We start from the raw sequence: 19193 nt of genomic DNA, 5'->3' as shown, positions 1-19193 counted from the left end.
CTCCGGCAAAAGCTGTAGGCGCAATATAACTTATTTGCAATTTCTGTGTGTTTTCACGGACCATGTGGTTCGCTGAAGGTGAAGTCAGGCCAACTTACCTAACCTGCGCAGCGACTGGGTGGCTGACTGGGGCGCAACGAACAACACGGCATCTTTGATCGGGAAGCTGTTGGCGTCCGGCCGACGCGGCAGTTCAACTCTCTGCAAAAAAGCTGAACAAAGACGGTATGAGTGGCGGTGCTGTCAGACGAATTCGAACCAGTCTCAGTTTGCCGCGGAAACCGCGAACCTATCCGGAACAAAGTTGACGCCACTCGGCGAGAGCGGCGGTGCGGGTCAGCTTGAAGGTGTCTCGACTGGCTAGCGATCTTTCCTGGTTGAAGTGATTGTAGACAGAGGAATGGACGGAGGCGAATTTCTGCAAACTTCGCATTCGCCTGAAACGCTGCATCGCGCGTTCGCGTCGTCGAAACGGCAGGTGCGAATTCTCGACGCGGTTGTTGAGCCACCTTCCCGTCTGTTGTTTTTCGAGCGCGCCCATTTCTCTGAGCGCAGCCATGTAGGAAGCGAATCGATCTGTGACGATCTCTTCAGCGCGACCGTGCCGCTTCACCAATTTCCTGAGGAATTTCAGTGCTGCAGCCTTGTTTCGACGTTTGGTGACAACGGCTTCCAGCACCTCGCCTTCATGATCCACAGCCCGCCAAAGATAGTGCCGCTTGCCATTCACCTTCACGAAAACCTCGTCCACGTGCCACTTCGATTTTGATAAGGCTCTGAGTTGCTGAACACGCTTTCTTCGGATCTCAGCGGCAAACACCGGCCCAAACCTATTCCACCAATACCGGACAGTTTCGTGACTCACGTCGATGCCTCGCTCGTGCAGCAGATCTTCGACATTTCGAAGCGAGAGTGGAAACCGAATATACAGCATCACCGCAAGGCGGATGATCTCGGGGCTGGTTTTGAAGTATTTGAATGAGGCAGGTCTGGTCATGGGAAAAAGCTACGCAACCGCCCTGCTCCGCTCAAGCAAAGTTCTTCTGACAAGACCGCTGCAGGCATTGGTTTTGCTTTCATGCCTGAGTATTCGGTTACTCTGCCGGGCTTGTTGCAGCGCCCGCTTGTGGAGCCAGAAGTTTCAAGAACTATCGCGGCCTTTACAGTCCCTGGCCGAAAATACTCGCCGGCTCTCGATGCGCTGATGAGGTTTTCGCAGACTTTTGCATGGCCGGGATAAAAAACTTCGGTTTTGGGCCTGCTCTGAAACCCGATTTTCCTGCCGTTTGTAGTTAGAGTTTTTCGCTCGTATTTTCCTTTGGTCGTTCCAAGAGTTTGCGACACTTTCATCAAACGGCAAGTTAACGTGACAACCCCCGTCTGCCCTATGCCCACAACCAGATTCTAAGCTAAGTCGATCCAAGCCGCATTCCTTGAAGAGCTTTGCACGCACGCGGCCACAAATTTAACGCCATTGAGCCCGTCATAGACTGTTGGATAAACAACCGAAGCGTCAGGTGAAATACCATTTCGGAAAGCTTGGATCGCTTCAGCAGCCTCTCCATAGATATTCGCGAACCCCTCAAGATATCCCTCGGGATGTCCCGGAGGAACTCTACTCAACCGGTTGGCTGCATCAGCAGCACTAGCTCCATTTCGTGTGATTAGACGCTTTGGTTCGTTGTATGGCGTGAACCACAGGTAATTGGGATCTTCCTGAGCCCACTCCAACCCACCTTTTTCGCCATAGACGCGCAAACGAAGTGCGTTTTCGTTGCCGGGAGCCACCTGAGAAGACCACAGCATACCGCGCGCTCCGCCTTTGAAGCGAAGCAAGACGTGGGCGTTGTCATCGACTTTGCGCCCCAGCACAAAGGCCTGCAAGTCTGCCGCAAGGCTTTCCGCTTTTAGCCCGGTCACGAAGCAGGCAAGGTTGTATGCATGAGTTCCGATGTCACCGGTTGATCCACCCGCGCCCGAGCGTTCGGGATCGGTTCGCCATTCCGCCTGTTTGAAATCCTGCTGCTCGGTCAGCCAATCCTGTGGGTATTCAACCTGAACCACGCGGATCTTGCCAATGTCGCCGTTGGCAACCATTTCACGCGCCTGCCGAACCATTGGATAGCCTGTGTAATTGTGGGTCAAAATGAATAGGGCATTCGCACTTTCTGTTGCTTTGACCAGCTTTTTCGCATCGGCAAGGGTCGAGGTGAGTGGCTTGTCACAAATTACATGAATACCGCGTTTCAGGAACTCACGTGCGGCTGCATAATGAACGTGATTTGGCGTGACAATTGAGACTGCCTCGATCCCAGATTTCAGTCGGGCTTCCCTAATCGCCATTTGTTTGAAGTCTTCATAGACCCGTTCGAGCCCCAATGCCTGACCACTTTCAAGAGATTTCTCTGGCGTCGAAGACAAAGCACCGGCAACCAGCTCGAACTTGTCGTCCAATCGCGCGGCGATGCGATGAACACCCCCTATGAAGGCGTCGTTTCCGCCGCCAACCATGCCAAGCCGAATGCGTCCTGAGGTTTCTTCACTGCGTCCTGTGACCATCACTCAATCCCCAGCATTTTACGATTGGCGGCTTCGTCAGCGCCACCGTCGGCGAAATCATCAAAGGCTTTCTCGGTCACACGGATGATGTGATCTGACACAAATTGAGCACCTTCACGCGCTCCATCCTCGGGGTGTTTGAGGCAGCATTCCCATTCGACCACAGCCCAGCCATCAAAGTCATTCGCGGCCATTTTTGAGAAAACTGCACCGAAATCCACCTGACCATCGCCCAGTGAGCGGAACCGCCCGGCCCGATTGACCCAGCTTTGATACCCGGAATAAACACCTTGCCGCCCGGTCGGGTTGAACTCGGCATCTTTGACATGGAACATCCGAATTCGATCTTTGTAGATGTCGATGTTGTCCAGATAGTCGAGGCATTGTAGCACGTAGTGCGACGGGTCGTATAGCATGCAGGCCCGTGGGTGATTTCCCGTCCTTTCCAGAAACATCTCGTAGGTCACACCATCGTGGAGGTCCTCTCCGGGGTGAATTTCGTAGCAGACATCGACACCGCATTCATCGGCGTGATTCAGGATGGGCACCCAACGGCGCGCAAGCTCATCAAATGCCGTTTCAATCAAACCGGCAGGGCGCTGCGGCCAAGGATAGACATATGGCCATGCCAACGCGCCTGAGAATGTCGCATGTGCCGAAATGCCTAAATTTTTCGAAGCGGACAGCGCTTTGTTGACCTGGTCTACGGCCCATTCTTGACGGGCTTTAGGGTTTCCTCTGACGCTTTCCGCTGCAAAGCCATCAAACGCACTGTCATAGGCTGGGTGAACGGCAACAAGCTGACCCTGAAGATGCGTTGAAAGCTCGGTGACTTCGACGCCATTTTCTTGGGCCTTGCCTTTGAACTCATCGCAGTAACCGACGCTGGATGCGGCCTGTTCGAGGTCGAACAACCGGCCATCCCAACTGGGAACCTGAACGCCATTGTATCCACAGTCAGCCGCCCATTTAGTGATCGCGCCCCACGAATTGAACGGCGCTTCGTCCCCGGCAAATTGTGCAAGAAACAAAGCTGGACCTTTGATTGTCTTCATTGAATTTCCTCCCCAAAACCTGAGTCTCTATGGCGGTAAATTTTCCTTCAGATAGATGTCGATACGGATACGTTCCTGGGCTTTGTTGAATGGCACTTTGTCTGAAGTTGCACGCAGCAGACGGACGGCTGAACGAACAATGTGCCCAGTGTCTTGCGAGATAAGAGCGTCAAATGTACCGAGCGTAAGCGCCTCACGACTAAGCGGAGTAAGCTCATGAGCTATGATCACCAGATCTTTGCTGAGCTTGTTTTCTGAAAGAAATTGAATCAGTCCTGCATTGCCTGCTGCGGAGGAATAAATTCCAACCAGATCCGGGTAGGTTTCAAAGATCTCGGGCATCATCTTGTAAATCAGATCCGGGTCATCCCGGCCCTCGACAGACGCTACGACTTCGAGGTGTGGAAATTCCTCAGCTACAACTAGATCAAAGCCTTGACGGCGCTCTAGGTGGTCACGTGCCAAACGGGATCCTGTAAGTACCAAAACCTTGCCGTCACGATGCACAAATCGTCCCATCAGCTGAGCTGCGGTTCGCCCTGCCGAAACGTTATCAATTCCTACAAAGTGGTCTCGCTCAGAACTCGGCAAGTCAGACACCAACGCAACCACCGGAACGCCTTTGTCCCTGAGCCTTTTTACGGCGTCGCGGACAGAAGGCGTTTCAGGCCCGAAAACGGCAACGCCATCAACATCCGAACTGGCGACAGCATCCAGAATGTAGACGATTTCTTGCGGCTCGAACGGAGCGACCTTCTTTATCGCAATGCGGGTCCGCTCGATAAATTGGTCACGGGATTGTTCTGCGATCCGACTGCTGATTGCCTCAACAAACTCGTTGTCCGTGTCGGGTAAAACAAAGAGGAAGTTGTAAACTCGGTTTCGCGCTAGGTTGGCCGCGGCCGTATCGCGCACATACCCCAGCTCGTCAATCGCCTTTTGGACTTTCTGTACGGTAACGGCCCGCACACCGGGGCGTCTGTTCAAGACCCGGTCAACAGTCGCCAGACTGACACCGGCGACGCGCGCGAGGTCGTTGACGGTTGGCTTTTTCACCAATTCTAGTTTTTGTTTTTGGTCTTCCACGTGTTCTTCAGCCCTCAATCTCCCGCGCCAAGCCTTCAAACAACAAAGCAACAGCCTCGGCACCGGGATCGTTATGTCCAACTAGGTTTTCTTCGGGAACATAGGCCGCGCGGCCTGCCTTCGCACGACGAATATTCGCGGTGTTGTTCGCGCCTTCGCGGGCAGCCTCGGCCGCATCGGTCAGTCCAGACGGGAGGGCGGCAAGTGCAGGTGCCAGAGCGTCAATCATTGTCCGGTCACCGACCTTGGCACCCCCAACCTGGCTCACGCGATTCAGGCCTTCGACCAGAGACTTCGATACCGAAGCCCCGCTTGCACAGGCATCTCCGGCTGCATTGAAGAAGATTGCGAGTATCACACCGGACGACCCGCCCATTGTCTGGCTTAACTCATTGCCCAACGCCGGAAACAGTTGCGTCAGATCAGCAAGAGGCATGCGGTCAAGGCTACCTTGCAATGCTCTTGCGGCGGTGGCCAGTGTGCTTCCTGTATCGCCATCTCCGGACTTCGCGTCCAGCTCGTTCAGAGACTTCTCTGCGTTGATGAGCAGCTCAGATAAGCGGGTGATCGTTTCCCTCGTGGTGGGATTGTTCGAAGGGATTGGATCGATTGGTGTCAGGCCATCAGGCAACGGGGCTACTTTGATCGGGTCGATGGAATTGACGCCGGGCCATGCGGCCAGATCAACAGGTGCTTCAAGAGCTGACAATTCGTCCTGATCCACAGGCAGAATGGATACCGAAAACCCGTGCATATCCAGCGACGTCATCATCGGCGCCGGGCCAATGATATGGTGGGCAATACCAGTTTCGGACAACGCATGCGTGAGGACAGCCATTTCCAGAGGAGTTGTAGAGCCCAGGTTGTTGACCAACGCTACACAATGCCCGGCACCCACCCTTTGCTTCAGCTTCTCCACCACCGTGGACATGGCCGATACAGCATTTGAAAATTCGACTTGTTGTACACCGGGCTCGCCGTGGATGCCCAAGCCGAGTTCCGCTTTGCCAGGGGCAATCCGGTCTTCTTTTGGAGAGCCCGGAACAGTGCAGGTGTCCAAGCTCATTCCGATGCTGACAACCTTTGCTATGGTACTTCTTGCTGCTTTGGTAACGGTGTCCAGATCGGCACCCCCTTCAGCAAGCGCTCCGGCAATTTTGTGCACCAATAACGTACCTGCCACGCCACGTGGTTGCGGAAGGTCGGGCAAGGCGATGTCATCATCAACTACGACCATCTCTACTTTGCGGCCCAATGCACGGGCGCGTTCAGCCGCCAGTCCAAAATTCAATCGATCACCGGTGTAATTTTTGACGATAAGCAGGCACCCGGCCTCACCCGTGACCGCAAGAATGCCCGCCAGAACTGCCTCGACCGAGGGTGAGGCGAAAACTTCGCCGCAGACCGCGGCTGTCAACATACCGGCGCCAACGAAACCTGCATGGGCGGGCTCGTGACCAGACCCTCCGCCAGAAACCAAGGCGACTTTCGACTTGTCCCAATCCGACCGGTAGACAACCTTGATATGCGGGTATCCGTCCAGCCGTGTAAGCTGCCCGCCTGAGGAAGCCAAAAGGCCATCTATCGCCTCGGTTACCAGGGTTTCTTTTGTGTTGAGGAACTGGGCCATGCTTTTGCTCCTTAATTCACGCGCGCGCCAGACGCGTCAAAATACAACGGGTTATGGGGGCGAATTTTTATAATTTTTCCAGAGGGGTAATCCTGATGAACATCAATCAGGGTGACAACCGGGTGGCCATTCAGGTCCAGGTGCAGCCGTGTTTGGTCGCCCAGATGTTCGGCACGTATGACACGCGCTTCACTGCCCTCGCCTTCAATGATGTTTTCCGGGCGAAGACCAATCTGTGGTCCTTTGTGATCGCCTCCGAACAACTCGGACGGCAGGATGTTGATTCGCGGCAGACCCAACCTGCTGGCAACGTAAACACTGCCCGGGTTTTCGTAGATATCCCGGGGTGTCCCGTATTGAACCAACCGGCCGTTCTCTAAAACGCCGATATGCGTAGCCATTGTCATGGCTTCGACCTGATCGTGGGTCACATAAAGCAAGGTTGATCCCAGATCGGCCTGAATCCTTTTCAGTTCGACCCGCAAATCCGCCCGAAGCTTGGCGTCCAAAGAGCTGAGCGGTTCGTCCATCAGGAAAATCTGGGGATCGCGCACCAGTGCCCGTCCAATTGAAACGCGCTGCATTTCGCCGCCAGACAGTTCAGTGGCTTTGTTGTCCAGCTTGTGCGGGATCTGCAGGATCTCCGAGACTGCGTTGACCTTCCTGGCGATCTCATCCTCTGGCGTCTTCAGGATCGGTGACCTCAGAGGGAAGGACAGGTTCTCACGCACCGTCATATGGGGGTACAGCGAGTATTGCTGGAAGACCATCGCCACATCACGCTGGGCAGGTGTATCTATCCCAACGTCACGCCCGGCAATGCGCACCGTTCCGGAATCCAGTTTCTCAAGCCCGGATATCAATCTCAGCGTCGTTGTTTTTCCCGCGCCCGTCGGACCCAACAAAACCACAAAGGCACCGTTGGGGATCGTCATTGAGATATCATCCACCGCTTTGATTTCGCCGAATGACTTCGAAATGTTTTCCAGAACGACTTCAGCCATTGCTTAGTACCTCGTCGTTCAGAGCGGACCTCAACGCGCGTCCGGTAGAATTTTCGAAAAGGGTCACTGCGGATGAGCGGAACTTCAAGCCAACCGTCTCGCCGGGGTTAAGGGTTTCGCGCGCATCAATGCGGGCTTTCAGCTCTCCGTTCGGGCTTTGCAGCGTCACGATCTGGGTGGTTCCAAGATATTCTGCGGCCAGGACCTTGGCTCGGTAGGCGCTGGCATCCGACAGAAAAACATGCTCAGGGCGAACACCGAAAACCAAGTCACCTTCCGCCCCTTCCAACAGTGTGGGTACGGCTTCGTCGTGACCATTCAGTCGCACCGTTTCCGAGCCATGCGCGACCTTTCCCTGAAACGGCAGGAAGTTCATCGAAGGAGACCCGATAAAATCTGCAACGAACATCGTAGCTGGTTTGTCGTAGATTTCCTGAGGTGTGCCGAATTGCTCGATCACAGCGTTGTTCATCACCACGATCTTGTCCCCCATTTGCATGGCTTCCAGCTGATCATGTGTGACGTAAACAGTGGTCGCCCCCATGCGATCATGAAGCGCGCGCAGTTCTTCGGCCATGTGCTCACGAAATTCGGCATCCAGGGCACCAAGAGGTTCGTCCATCATGAACGCCTTGGGTTCGCGAACAATCGCGCGTCCAAGCGCCACGCGCTGCCTATCGCCGCCTGACAACCCACCTACCGGGCTATCGAGGATGTCCTTGATCCCCAGAATTCCCGCGACTTCTTCTACTTTGGCTTTGACAGCAGCACGCGGCATGCCCTGCGATATCAGGGGGTAGCTGATATTTTTTCGCACGTTCATGTGCGGATACAGCGCAAACATCTGGAACACGAAGGCAATGTCTCGCTCCGATGGGGGGCGCTGGCTGATCTCCTCGCCGTCCAGGTAGATTTCACCCGACGTCGGAAGTTCCAAGCCTGCGATCATCCGCAGCGTCGTCGTCTTTCCGCAGCCGGATGGCCCTAGCAACATGAAGAACTCACCGTCCTCAATCGTGAACGAGCTTTCGCGGACAGCCGTGAAATCGCCGAACATCTTCTTTACGTTTTTAACTACGATCTGGGCCATTTCTACTCCGGGAAATGGCTGACGATGATGAACATGACGGTTCCGATCAGCGTGACGATGAAAGAATATGTGAAGGCCCAAAGGACAAAGGGCTGCATAAGCATGAAGACACCCAGAGCGATGAGGATGGTCGCGATCATCTCCCATGGGCCCCGGCGAAAACGCATCAATCCGGTAAGAAACTCGCTCATTTGCGCACGGCTCCGAATGTGATCCCACGCAGCAGGTGTTTGCGCATCAGGATGGTGAAAATCATGACAGGGATCAGGAAGATCGTGGCACCTGCCGCCACTGCAGGCCAGTCCAGGCCGCCAATACCGATAATGGTTGGGATGAACGGTGGTGCAGTCTGCGCGTTCGCGGATGTCAGCAGCACGGCAAACGCGTACTCATTCCAGGCGAAGATCAGGCAAAAGATAGCTGTTGAGGCTATGCCGGTCGCGGCTTGCGGCAGCACCACTTTGTAAAACGCCTGAAACCTCGTGTAGCCATCTATGAGCGCGGCTTCTTCGTACTCTCTTGGGATTTCGTCGATGAAGCCTTTTAGCAACCAGACCGCCAAGGAAATATTCACGCCCGTATACAGCAGGATCATCCCCAGATGCGTGTCGCTTAATCCAAGGTTTCTGAACATCAGGAAGATTGGGATGGCGACAGCGACCGGTGGCATCATCCTTGTACTCAGGATAAAGAACAAAAGGTCGTCCTTGAGCGGGACCTTGAACCTACTGAACGCATAGGCGGCCAGCGTACCAAGGAAGATACTCAAGAACGTCGAGCCAAATCCGATGATAACCGAATTCATAAAACGCTCGCCAAACTTTGATGGCCCGACAATCACCATGTCGTATTGGCGGACGATCTCATCGGCCCAGTTCTGCGGCGGGTTCGCTTCCAAAAACTCCTGCGTCTGCCGCGTGCGCGTGGTGAAGAGATTTACATACCCTTCAAGCGTTGGGTCAAAGACCACTTTGGGTGGGTAGCTGATCGCATCGGCTGGAGACTTGAAACCTGTCAGTAAAATCCAAACCAGCGGGATCATTGTGATCAGCGCATAAGTGATGACCAGAAAACCGGCGATCCACTTGGAACGGTTCGAAGGTTCGGTTACGGAAAAACTGCTCATCTCTGTTTCACCTTGTTCAAGGCTTTGACGTAGATCGACGCAAGGCCGAACACGGTGACGAAAAGGATGATCGCATAGGCCGAGGCGTAGCCCGTACGCCACTTCTCAAACGCCTCCCGCTTGAGATTGATTGAGGTGAGTTCCGTTACAGAACCGGGCCCTCCGCCGGTTAGCTGAACCACCAGGTCGAACATCTTGAAGTTCTCGATCCCTCGAAACAGCACGGCAAGCATCAGGAACGGCAGGACCATCGGGATGGTGATCGTAAAGAACTGCCGCAGCTTGCTGGCCCTGTCGATCTCAGCCGCCTCGTAGATGTAATCGGGAATGCTGCGCAGCCCGGCCAGACAGATTAGCATCACGAAGGGGGTCCACATCCAGGTGTCGACAATAACGATCGCCCAAGGGGCCAAAGTAACGGATCCCAGCATTTCAAAGCTCGATGGATCTTTGCCTGTGAACCATGACACGATGTAGTTAAACAGCCCGATTTGAGGTTGATACAGGAACTTCCAGAAGTTCCCGACGACTGCAGGAGACAGCATCATCGGCAGCACGATGATCGTGGTCCAAAGATCGTTGCCCTTGAATTTCTTGTTGATCAACCAGGCCAAAGTAAACCCGATCAAGACCTGGAAAAAGATCGTCCAGAACAGGAAGTGCGCCGTCGCCTGCATATTTAGCCAGGTGTCCGAGTCTGTCAGAATACGCTCGTAATTCCTGAGCCCGACATCTTTGACTTCGCGCCCGATCCGGTTGGCCTTGTAGTTGGTAAAGCTCAGTTGGATGGTCCAGATCAACGGAAAGATGTTGATCGCCAGCAATAGAAAAATCGTCGGGGAGATGAATATCCAGGCGATCGCGCGGTCGGATAACCCTCGGATTTTTCGCGCAACTCGCTCGGGCGTTGCCTGGGCAACGCGATCTACGGTCCGGTCAGACATCTCTTTGCCAGTTCTTGTTGGTTTAGGACTCACGGGTGAAGGTGGAGCGGGATTGCGCCCGCTCCTGCCTGTGTCCGGACTACAGCTTGCCTTCGTCTTCGAAGACTTCAGTCCAATCTTCGATCAAAAGATTAAGAGCTTCTTGAGCTGTACCTTGATCAGCAACGACGTAGTCGTGGATGCGTTTCTGCATGGCCAGCAGGAGTTCTGCATAGGCAGGCTCTTGCCAGAAATCCTGAACCCCAGCCATTGCTTCCAGGAAGTCACCGGCAAACGGTTGGCTGTCCACGAAACCAGGATCTTCCAGCACTGAGTTATGCGCCGAGTAGCCGCCTAGCTCCCACCACTTGGCCTGCACTTCAGGCTGTGCGAACCACTTGATGTACTCAAGTGCAGCGTCCTGTTTGTCAGAGTAGCTGACAACAGAGATACCTTGTCCGCCCAGCGTCGAACCTGCCTGATTTTGCGGTGGGTTCACAAAGAAGTCGATCTTGTCACCGCCGGTATTGGGGTCAGCATAGAGACCTGGGAAGAACGCAAACCAGTTCATGGCCATGGCGACCTGACCGGACTTGAAGGCGTCCAAGCTCTCACCCATGTAAGAGTTGGTATATCCCGGAGGCGTCGCCGTTTCGTAGAATTCCTTATAGAATTCCAGCGCCTCTACCGCTTCGGGTGAGTTTACGGCGCCTTCCATGTCATATGAGCCCGGGGTGTTTTCGTATTTAAAGCCCCAAGGATACAGTGCTCCGGTCACACCCATGGTGATCCCTTCCGAGCCGCGCTCGGTAAAGATAGCTGCGCCGTAGACTGTCTTGCCGTCGATCTCACGACCCTGAAAGAACTGGGCGATCTGTAATAGTTCTTTCTGAGATTCAGGCTCACGTAAATCCTGACCAGTTGCTTCTTTGTATGCGGCTTGGATTTCAGGATTTTCGAACCAGTCCTTGCGATAGAACCAGCCATTCGCATCGCCCATCGCAGGCAGGGCATAGTAATTGGGTGTGCCCTTGGGCCAAGTTGAATAGGCGTAGACAGTGGCCGGCGCGAAATCGTCCATGCTGATGCCTTCAGCATCGAAGAAGTCGTTCAGTTTGACATAGTGGCCATTTTCAGCGCCACCGCCGATCCATTGGCTGTCACCAATAAGCAGATCGCAGAGCTTACCACCGGAATTCAGCTCATTCAGCATCCGGTCCGCAAAATTTGGCCAGGGAACAAATTCGAAGTTCATCGTGTGGCCGGATTCTGCTTCGAATTCTTTTGATAGTTCGACAAGCGCGTTGGCCGGGTCCCATGCAGCCCAACATAGCGTCAGATCTTCAGCATTTGCCTTGGTAGAAAGAGTAGTAGCGGCAAGGACTATTGCGCTGGCCGAGGCCAGTTTTGTGTAAGTCATCCATTCCTCCCTTTTTGCGCCGTCAATCGAGGATGTGCGAATCGCGGCATACTTCCAAGGCTATTTGAGGTACGCACCTCATGTCCAGATTTTTTTGAGGTTCGTACCTCAAACTGTCAGAAGAGGCCGTCAGATATTCTTTTAGCTGTTGATTGGCTTTGTTGCGCAAAGGTTGGGTGAGGGATTCATCTTGTGAATCCAGCGTGGTAGCTGGACTGCATGAGCAGACCTATCCCGCCGAGCTACAAGACCAAGAACTGGCCAGCCTACAATGAAGCCCTCAAGCAACGTGGCTCCCTGGCGATCTGATTTGATCCGGACATGGTTTGGGTACCACCGCCGACCGGTAAGCAAGGCCGGTAGCCGCAGTATAGCGGCGCTGCGATTCAGACATGCCTGACGACGATGAAGGTCCTCTTCGGCATGGCCCTCAGGCAGACCACGGACTTCGTGGAGAGCCTGCTGCGCCTGGTCGGCCTCGACTGGTCGGTGCCGGATTTCAGCACGCTGAGCAGGCGCCAGAAGACCCTGGCGGTTTCCATACCCTATCGCGGCTAGCAAGGTTCCCTGAACCTTCTGATCGACAGCGCCGGCTTCAAGGCGGAGGGCCAAGGCGAATGGCATGCCCGCAAGCATGGCCGCGCGAAACGCCGTCTCTGGCGCAAGATCCACATCGGCGTTGACGAACAGACGCTGGAGATCCGCGCCATCGAAATCACCGGTAACAACATCGGTGATGCGCCCATGCTGCCTGAACTACTCAGCCAGATCCCGGTCGATGTCGAGATCGCCTCGGTCACCGCAGACGGGGCGTATGACACGCGCAAATGCCACGATGCCATCGCAAACCGGGGTGCCCACGCCGTTATCCCGCCGCGCAAGAACGCAAAACCGCGAAAGCCATCGACAGCAGGCGCTATCGCCCGTAACGAGGCGCTGTGCGCCTCGAAATACCTTGGCCGTGCCATCCGGCGAAATTGGAGCGGATACCACCGCCGCAGTCGCGCCGAAACGAAGATGCACTGCGTGAAGCTGTTGGGGCAGAGCCTCATGGCGCGCGACTTCGAGCGTCCAGTCGCCGAACTCCCAATCCGTGCAGCCGTCCTGAACAGCTACACCGCGCTCGGCATACCGGTCACAGAGCCCACAGGATAAGTACGTCCGGGGAAAAGGGAAGTCCGGGCTTCAGGCTCTTCGCGCAACAAAGCCTAGCTGGAGTGCTAAATTGCGCCCCTTAAACCCTGAAGCTTCTCGCCGCTCAATAGGCTGGTTCCTTTATGAATGTCAAACCGTTACGCCTTGCAGAACCTGTTCCCGCGATAGCTCGTCCCGCGTGCCTTGCATCAGGACCGCGCCGCGCCGCAGGACGATGAACTTGTCGGCAAGATCATAGGCGAAATCGAAATACTGCTCGACCAGAACGATGGCCATCTCTCCTTTGGTTCGGAGGTGACGAATTACTTCGCCGATCTGCTGGATGATGTTGGGCTGAATGCCTTCGGTTGGTTCGTCCAGCAGCAAAAGTTGAGGCTTGGCGATCAGCGCCCGGGCGATGGCAAGTTGCTGTTGCTGGCCACCCGACAGATCACCCCCGCGCCGGTTCTGCATTTTCTTCAGCACCGGGAACATATCGAAGATCTCGTCCGGAACGAAATGTTCGCTTGCTGACAGGCAGGCAAAACCGGTTTCCAGATTTTCGCGCACAGTCAGCAACGGGAAAATCTCGCGCCCCTGCGGCACATAGGCCACGCCTTTCCACGCCATGCGATGGGCTGGCAGAGGCGGCAGGGCCTCGTCATTCAGCATCAGATCGCCGCCCGAGCGCGGATGCGTGCCCGAGATCGCCTTGATCAGGCTGGTCTTGCCCACACCATTGGTGCCCATCACGCAAGTCACCTCTCCTCGCGCGGCCTCCAACGAGATACAGTTGAGGATTTGCGAGTGCCCGTAATGCAGGGTCAGATCGGTCAGTTTCAGCATTGTTTAGCGCCCCAGATAAACGTCGATGACATCCTGATTTGATGTGACATGATCCAGCGAACCTTCGGCCAGAACCGAGCCTTCATGCAGAACCGTGACCCGACAATTCAGGCGGCGGACGAACTCCATGTCATGTTCCACAACCACGACGGCGCGGGTCTTGGCGGCCTGTACCAGCAGGTCGGTTGTGTGTTCGCGTTCTTGCGAGGTCATCCCGGCGGCGGGTTCGTCCACTAGCAACAGACGTGGTTCCTGCGCCAGTAGCATCCCGATTTCCAACCATTGCTTTTGTCCGTGGCTTAGTTCGCCGGATTTGCGGAGCAGTTCGCCATACAGGCCAATCTCAGCGGCCAGTTCCTCGACCTTCTCCAGATGATCCGTCGAAGGGCGATAGAACAGCACACCCAGCCAGCCCCGTTTATTCTTCAACGCCATCAGCAGGTTTTCCTGCACGGTCTGGTCCTCGAACACGGTGGGTTTCTGGAACTTACGCCCGATGCCGGCTTGCGCGATCTTGGCCTCGCTCATTCGCAGCAGGGAAACGGATTTCTCACCCCAGGTTACCCGGCCCTCGTCAGGCCGGGTCTTGCCGGTGACAATATCCATGAAGGTCGTTTTACCTGCCCCGTTCGGCCCGATAACCGCGCGAAGCTCGGCCTTGCCAATCTGGAAGGACAGGTTGTTGATGGCGCGGAACCCGTCGAAGGTGACTGAAACGCCGCTGACCTCCAGCAGAGTGCTCATTCCAAGGCCTCCATTTCGCGCAATGCGCTTTCATCGGGTCCAAGCGGGGCACCGTAGCGTTGCGGCGCGCGGTGGTTGGTCCAGAGGTCGAATAGCCCTCCAATACCCTTTGGTGCGAACAGGGTTACCAGCACGAATGAGACGCCCAGCAGCACCTGCCACCAGTCGACCCATTTGATCGTGTAGAACCCAAATGGGATGTCCGGCGCTTGTCCACCTGTGAACCATGTGCTGAGCAGGCTGACAAACGCCGCGCCGATGACCGCTCCATACAGGCGACCACGCCCGCCGATGGCGACCCAGACGGCAAGATATATCGAGGCAATGGGGGCCATCTCCTCGGGGTTGATGATCCCCGCCTGCGGATAATACAGCGCGCCCGCGATGGCGGCGATGCAGGCGGTCAATGTGAAGACAGCCAGCTTGTAATTCTCGACCGAATAGCCAAGGAACCGCACTCGCGCCTCATTATCGCGGATGCCGCGGATAACCGAGCCGAACTTGCCCGCCACGATCCATGCCGCCAGCATGTAGCCCAGCCCCAGGGCCAGCGCTGAGGCCCAGAGGAACCAGATTGACACCAAGTCCTGCGAGGCCGTGACGCCCGGCAGGTTCTGCAGGCCCGACAGGCCGTTGTTGCCACGCATACCGCTGTCGTTCTGGAACAGGTACAGCGCCAGTGCCAATGTCATGGCTTGGGTCAGGATCGACAGGTAGACACCCGTGACCCGGCTGCGGAACGCCAGCCAACCAAAGATCAGTGCCAGAAGGCCCGGCACCAGCACGACCAGCGCCAGTTGCAGGAACAGGCTGTCCGAAAAGGCCCAGATCAGCGGGAATTCGGACGATCCGACGACGCCGAAGATTTGCGTGCCGATGGCATCCACGACCTCGGCCGATGTTGGCGGAATGTCGGCTTGGGACAGCGACTCCACCACGATCAGGCGGGTACGTTCATACATCAGCCACATGCCGATCATGTAGCCGCCCAGCCCGAAGAACGCGAAATGGCCGAGGGACAGGATGCCCGTAAATCCCCAGACCAAATCCATGGCCACAGCGATCAGGCAAAGGCACAGGGTCTTGCCCAGCGTTTTGACAAAGCTGGTCGAGATCACGCCAATCCCGAACCCTTCGGACAGGACGGTGACGCCCAACGTGAACAGGGAGAGGATGGCCAGAAAGACCAGTACCGATGGGTTTTTGGCGACAAAGCTGCGTTCCATGGCTCAATCCCCCGCCGCACGACCTTTGAGGGCAATGATGCCCCTTGGCCGGAACTGGATGAAAATGATGATGAAGATGATCATGTATGTTTGCGCGGCGAGGGTGTTCGAGGGGTTCATCCACTCGATCCCCTTTTGCAGGAAGCCGATCATGCCCGCACCTGCCAGCGCGCCCCAGATGTTTCCGACGCCGCCAACAACCACGGTCATGAAGCTTTGCACGATATAGTCGCTGCCCAGATCGGACGTGACCTTTGCGAACAGACCAATCGCAACCCCGGCAATCCCGGCGATGCCCGAGCCCAAGCCGAAGGTCAGCATATTCACCCGCCCCGGATTGATACCCATCGACCCGGCCATGCGTGGGTTCTGTGTCACCGCGCGCATCTCAAGCCCAAGCCGCGTGCGCTTCATAATGTAGAGGAACAGTCCCAAAAAGATCGTCGCCAGCACAAAGATCGCGATGCGGATATAACTGATCGAAACCACATCGTTCAGCACCCACGCCCCATCCAGCCAGCCGGGCGCGGTCAGCGGGCGGGCCTGCGTGCCAAAAATGTTCTTGGCCAGCTGTTGCAGTGCGATTGAGATGCCAAAGGTCGCCAGCAGCGTCTCAAGCGGACGGGCATAGAGCCAGCGGATAACTAGCCGCTCCATCGCGACGCCCATCGCGAAGGTGACGGCAAAGGCCATCGGGATGGCGACGATTATCGACAGCGTGTGGTCGGGGATGAACTGCTGCACCACGTATCCGGTATAGGCGCCCATCATGATGAACTCACCATGAGCCATGTTGATCACACCCATCACGCCGAAGGTGATCGCCAGACCGATGGCTGCCAAGAAATAGATCGACGCCAATGAGATCGCGTCCAGTGTCAGGTCGAGCGTCTGGTTCAGGCCGACCTTCAGCTCGATCTGTTCAAGTGCCTGCACTGCAGCTGCGGTCACTTCGGGCGAGGGTTCCGTGTAGGTATCAATGAACACATGTTCAGCCAGCGCCGTGTTTATGTCGGCCTCGGTTACCAAGGCGGGAACGACCCTTGCCTCTGCCAAGGCTACATATGCCCGAGCGCGCGTTTCATCTGTATTCAGTTGCGCAAGCGGAATGTCACCAACGCGACCCCCGTCAATATTGGCCGCAAGAGCTGTCCGGATATCATCCCGTGACAAGCGTGGGGGCGCCAGATTGCCAGTGACCAGCAAGTCATAGGCCTCATCGCGCGTCAAATCACTCGAACCCGGTTCTAAAACGGCGGCGATATTCACATTAGACGGAAGTTCCGGTGCTGCTTGTCGCGTCGTCGCGATCAGTGGATTTAATGCGCCACGGACGTCCACGCCCAGATCGTCGGACATCTGCTCAATCGCAGCCACGCGCGCCGCGGTATCTTCGTCATATCCAATCGTCAGCAACCGTTCGAGCCGTTGTTTGTGAGCTTTCAGATCAGCATCAGCTTCATCGGCAATCGACGCGCGTAGGGGCTCCAGCAAAGCACGTTCGGGGTCACGTTGGATGGATTGCAAAGCGGCCAGCCGCCGAGCGCGGTCCGGATCTGTTAGCTGGTACTGCACCAGAGCCGTGCCAATCATCGCGCGGATGCCGCTATTGGGCTTCAACTGCTTCAGGTTGGATTTCTCGAAAATACCAACGACCTCGCCAGTATCGAAATCGGTAAGCTCATACGACCGGCCTTCGACCTTTTTGCCTGCAAAGAACAGGCCGTCCGACTTGCGCATCCACACGTCCTTGGCGGCCCATGTCTCAAGCATCACCTGCGCTTGCGGCAACCCGCTGCTGGCAATCGCATCAATCACGGGCCCGATTGTCTTGCGTGAGCTTTTGGCGATGATCTCCTGATGCTCTTGCAGGATCGGTTGCAGACCGGCCTCTTGCGCGTTGGCGGTCAGGTGGGCGCATAGAATTGCGAGGCCCGCAAGGAAAAGTCGTAACATGTGGTGAAACCCGAGTGTCTTTGGGGGCAAGGCGGGCATCACACCCACCTTGCGTGTCGGTTAGTAGTTCGACAGGGTCTGAACGCAGGTCTCGGTCTCGGTGTTGTACATACCGCAGCCCAGCTCTTTCCAATCCGATACCAGCACCGCCGATTCCGGTAGGAAGTCGGTCCAGGCGTCGCCCGGCACAACGTCGGTTTCGCTGATGATGTCGAACTGGCCGTCTTCCTGAATCTCACCGATCAGAACCGGCTTGGCCAAATGGTGGTTCGGCAGCATGACAGCGGTTCCACCGGTCAGGTTCGGGAATTCCTGCCCGTACATCGCGGCGCGCACGGCATCTACGTCGGTCGAACCGGCCTCGGTCGCGGCGTTAACCCACATGTTGAAACCGATGTAATGTGCCTCCATCGGGTCGTTGGTCACCCGGTCTTCGCCCATGGTAGCTTTCCATGTTTCAACAAATTCAGTGTTGGCGTCGGTATCCGCCGACTGAAAGTAATTCCAAGCAGCCAGATGGCCCACAAGGTTGGTTGTATCCAGGCCCGACAGTTCTTCCTCTCCGACCGAGAACGCAACGACCGGAATGTCATCCGCCGAGACGCCAGCCGCAGCCAGTTCCTTGTAGAAGCCGATGTTGGCGTCGCCATTGATGGTTGAGATCACTCCGACCTTCTTACCATCCGCACCCAGCGCAACCACATCCGCCACGATCTTGGACCAGTCGGAATGGCCAAAGGGCGTGTAGTTGACGAAGATATCACCGTCCGCGATGCCCTTTTGCTTCAGATAGCTTTCGAGGATATTGTTGGTGGTGCGGGGATAGACATAGTCTGTGCCAAGCAGCGCGAATTTCTCAACGCCAAGCTCGTCGAGGAAATAGTCGGTCGCCGGGATCGCTTGTTGGTTCGGCGCGGCACCGGTATAGAAGACGTTTTTCGAGCTTTCTTCACCCTCATACTGCACCGGATAAAACAGAAGGCCGTTCAGTTCCTCAATCACCGGCAGCACCGATTTGCGGCTGACGGACGTCCAATTGCCAAAGATCACATCCACCTCATGCACGGTCAGTAGCTCACGCGCTTTTTCCGCAAACAGCGGCCAGTCGGATGCAGGATCAACCACAACTGCCTCAAGCTGCTTGCCCAGCAGGCCGCCTTTGGCGTTCTGCTGGTCGATCAGCATCAACATCGTGTCTTTCAGCGTGGTTTCCGAAATCGCCATAGTGCCTGACAACGAGTGCAGTACGCCGACTTTGATCGTGTCTTCAGCAGACAGAGCGGCCGTTGCCATGGCGGCAAAGACAACCGATCCGAAGAGCGTGGATATGAGAGATGTCATGTAATTCTCCTGGCGGGGCGGGCACAGAAGCCTTGCGTTGACACGCTGTCTTC

General features: G+C 55.9%; 16 protein-coding genes and 1 pseudogene. 1 reads left to right on the top strand and 16 read right to left on the bottom strand.

Annotation, left to right across the window (positions count from 1 at the left end; translation table 11 throughout):
• Window positions 1-289: 289 nt before the first annotated feature.
• From ACR3E2_RS02185 to ACR3E2_RS02135, 11 genes are all read right to left on the bottom strand, one after another.
• Window positions 290-997, bottom strand: a complete 708-nt coding sequence (locus ACR3E2_RS02185; RefSeq protein ID WP_480481738.1) for an IS6 family transposase — start codon at window positions 995-997, stop codon at window positions 290-292.
• A gap of 407 nt (window positions 998-1404) precedes the next feature.
• Window positions 1405-2559, bottom strand: a complete 1155-nt coding sequence (locus tag ACR3E2_RS02180) for a Gfo/Idh/MocA family protein (protein ID WP_209504393.1) — start codon at window positions 2557-2559, stop codon at window positions 1405-1407.
• Window positions 2559-3614, bottom strand: coding sequence for a sugar phosphate isomerase/epimerase family protein (locus ACR3E2_RS02175; protein ID WP_480481740.1), 1056 nt, complete (start codon window positions 3612-3614; stop codon window positions 2559-2561). Before ACR3E2_RS02175 ends, ACR3E2_RS02180 begins: the two co-directional genes overlap by 1 nt.
• A 27-nt stretch (window positions 3615-3641) precedes the next feature.
• Window positions 3642-4700: a LacI family DNA-binding transcriptional regulator gene (locus tag ACR3E2_RS02170; RefSeq protein ID WP_480481742.1), complete on the bottom strand. Its 1059-nt coding sequence runs from the start codon at window positions 4698-4700 to the stop codon at window positions 3642-3644.
• Between the two features lie 7 nt (window positions 4701-4707).
• The gene (locus ACR3E2_RS02165; RefSeq protein WP_209504396.1) at window positions 4708-6330 is read right to left on the bottom strand and encodes a dihydroxyacetone kinase subunit DhaK; all 1623 of its coding nucleotides are present in this window, start codon (window positions 6328-6330) and stop codon (window positions 4708-4710) included.
• An 11-nt stretch (window positions 6331-6341) separates the two neighbouring features.
• Window positions 6342-7334, bottom strand: coding sequence for an ABC transporter ATP-binding protein (locus tag ACR3E2_RS02160; RefSeq protein WP_480481744.1), 993 nt, complete (start codon window positions 7332-7334; stop codon window positions 6342-6344).
• Window positions 7327-8424, bottom strand: a complete 1098-nt coding sequence (locus tag ACR3E2_RS02155) for an ABC transporter ATP-binding protein (RefSeq protein WP_209504398.1) — start codon at window positions 8422-8424, stop codon at window positions 7327-7329. The genes ACR3E2_RS02160 and ACR3E2_RS02155 overlap by 8 nt, the downstream gene beginning before the upstream one ends.
• A 2-nt stretch (window positions 8425-8426) precedes the next feature.
• Window positions 8427-8615 carry a hypothetical protein gene (locus tag ACR3E2_RS02150; protein ID WP_209504399.1) on the bottom strand — a complete coding sequence of 63 codons (189 nt, stop codon included), beginning with the start codon at window positions 8613-8615 and terminating at the stop codon, window positions 8427-8429.
• On the bottom strand, window positions 8612-9550 hold the full coding sequence (locus ACR3E2_RS02145) for a carbohydrate ABC transporter permease (RefSeq protein WP_010442361.1): 939 nt from the start codon (window positions 9548-9550) through the stop codon (window positions 8612-8614). Before ACR3E2_RS02145 ends, ACR3E2_RS02150 begins: the two co-directional genes overlap by 4 nt.
• Entirely contained in the window at window positions 9547-10494 is a 948-nt protein-coding gene (locus ACR3E2_RS02140; protein ID WP_170332156.1) for a carbohydrate ABC transporter permease, read from the bottom strand. Before ACR3E2_RS02140 ends, ACR3E2_RS02145 begins: the two co-directional genes overlap by 4 nt.
• A gap of 79 nt (window positions 10495-10573) precedes the next feature.
• Window positions 10574-11893 carry an ABC transporter substrate-binding protein gene (locus tag ACR3E2_RS02135; RefSeq protein WP_209504400.1) on the bottom strand — a complete coding sequence of 440 codons (1320 nt, stop codon included), beginning with the start codon at window positions 11891-11893 and terminating at the stop codon, window positions 10574-10576.
• A 219-nt stretch (window positions 11894-12112) separates the two neighbouring features.
• Here ACR3E2_RS02135 and ACR3E2_RS02130 point away from each other — a divergent pair.
• Window positions 12113-13048, top strand: a pseudogene (locus tag ACR3E2_RS02130) (IS5 family transposase).
• 129 nt (window positions 13049-13177) lie between these two features.
• On the opposite strand, the gene urtE reads toward ACR3E2_RS02130, so the two are convergent.
• The 5 genes from urtE to urtA are packed head-to-tail and all read right to left on the bottom strand — an operon-like array spanning window position 13178 to window position 19140.
• Window positions 13178-13873, bottom strand: coding sequence for an urea ABC transporter ATP-binding subunit UrtE (gene urtE, locus ACR3E2_RS02125; protein WP_480481745.1), 696 nt, complete (start codon window positions 13871-13873; stop codon window positions 13178-13180).
• A gap of 3 nt (window positions 13874-13876) precedes the next feature.
• Window positions 13877-14617 carry an urea ABC transporter ATP-binding protein UrtD gene (urtD, locus tag ACR3E2_RS02120; protein WP_209504402.1) on the bottom strand — a complete coding sequence of 247 codons (741 nt, stop codon included), beginning with the start codon at window positions 14615-14617 and terminating at the stop codon, window positions 13877-13879.
• A complete protein-coding gene (gene urtC / locus ACR3E2_RS02115; protein ID WP_480481746.1) occupies window positions 14614-15843 on the bottom strand; it encodes an urea ABC transporter permease subunit UrtC in 1230 nt (409 codons plus the stop codon). Before urtC ends, urtD begins: the two co-directional genes overlap by 4 nt.
• A gap of 3 nt (window positions 15844-15846) precedes the next feature.
• Window positions 15847-17799, bottom strand: a complete 1953-nt coding sequence (gene urtB / locus ACR3E2_RS02110; protein ID WP_480481747.1) for an urea ABC transporter permease subunit UrtB — start codon at window positions 17797-17799, stop codon at window positions 15847-15849.
• Window positions 17800-17859: 60 nt separating this feature from the next.
• Complete coding sequence (urtA, locus tag ACR3E2_RS02105) at window positions 17860-19140, bottom strand: urea ABC transporter substrate-binding protein (protein WP_480481748.1); 1281 nt, start codon at window positions 19138-19140, stop codon at window positions 17860-17862.
• Window positions 19141-19193 lie beyond the last annotated feature (53 nt).

Source organism: Ruegeria sp. AL7 (assembly GCF_056536105.1).
Note: the sequence above shows the minus strand (reverse complement) of the source record. Positions and strands in the feature narration are given on the sequence as shown.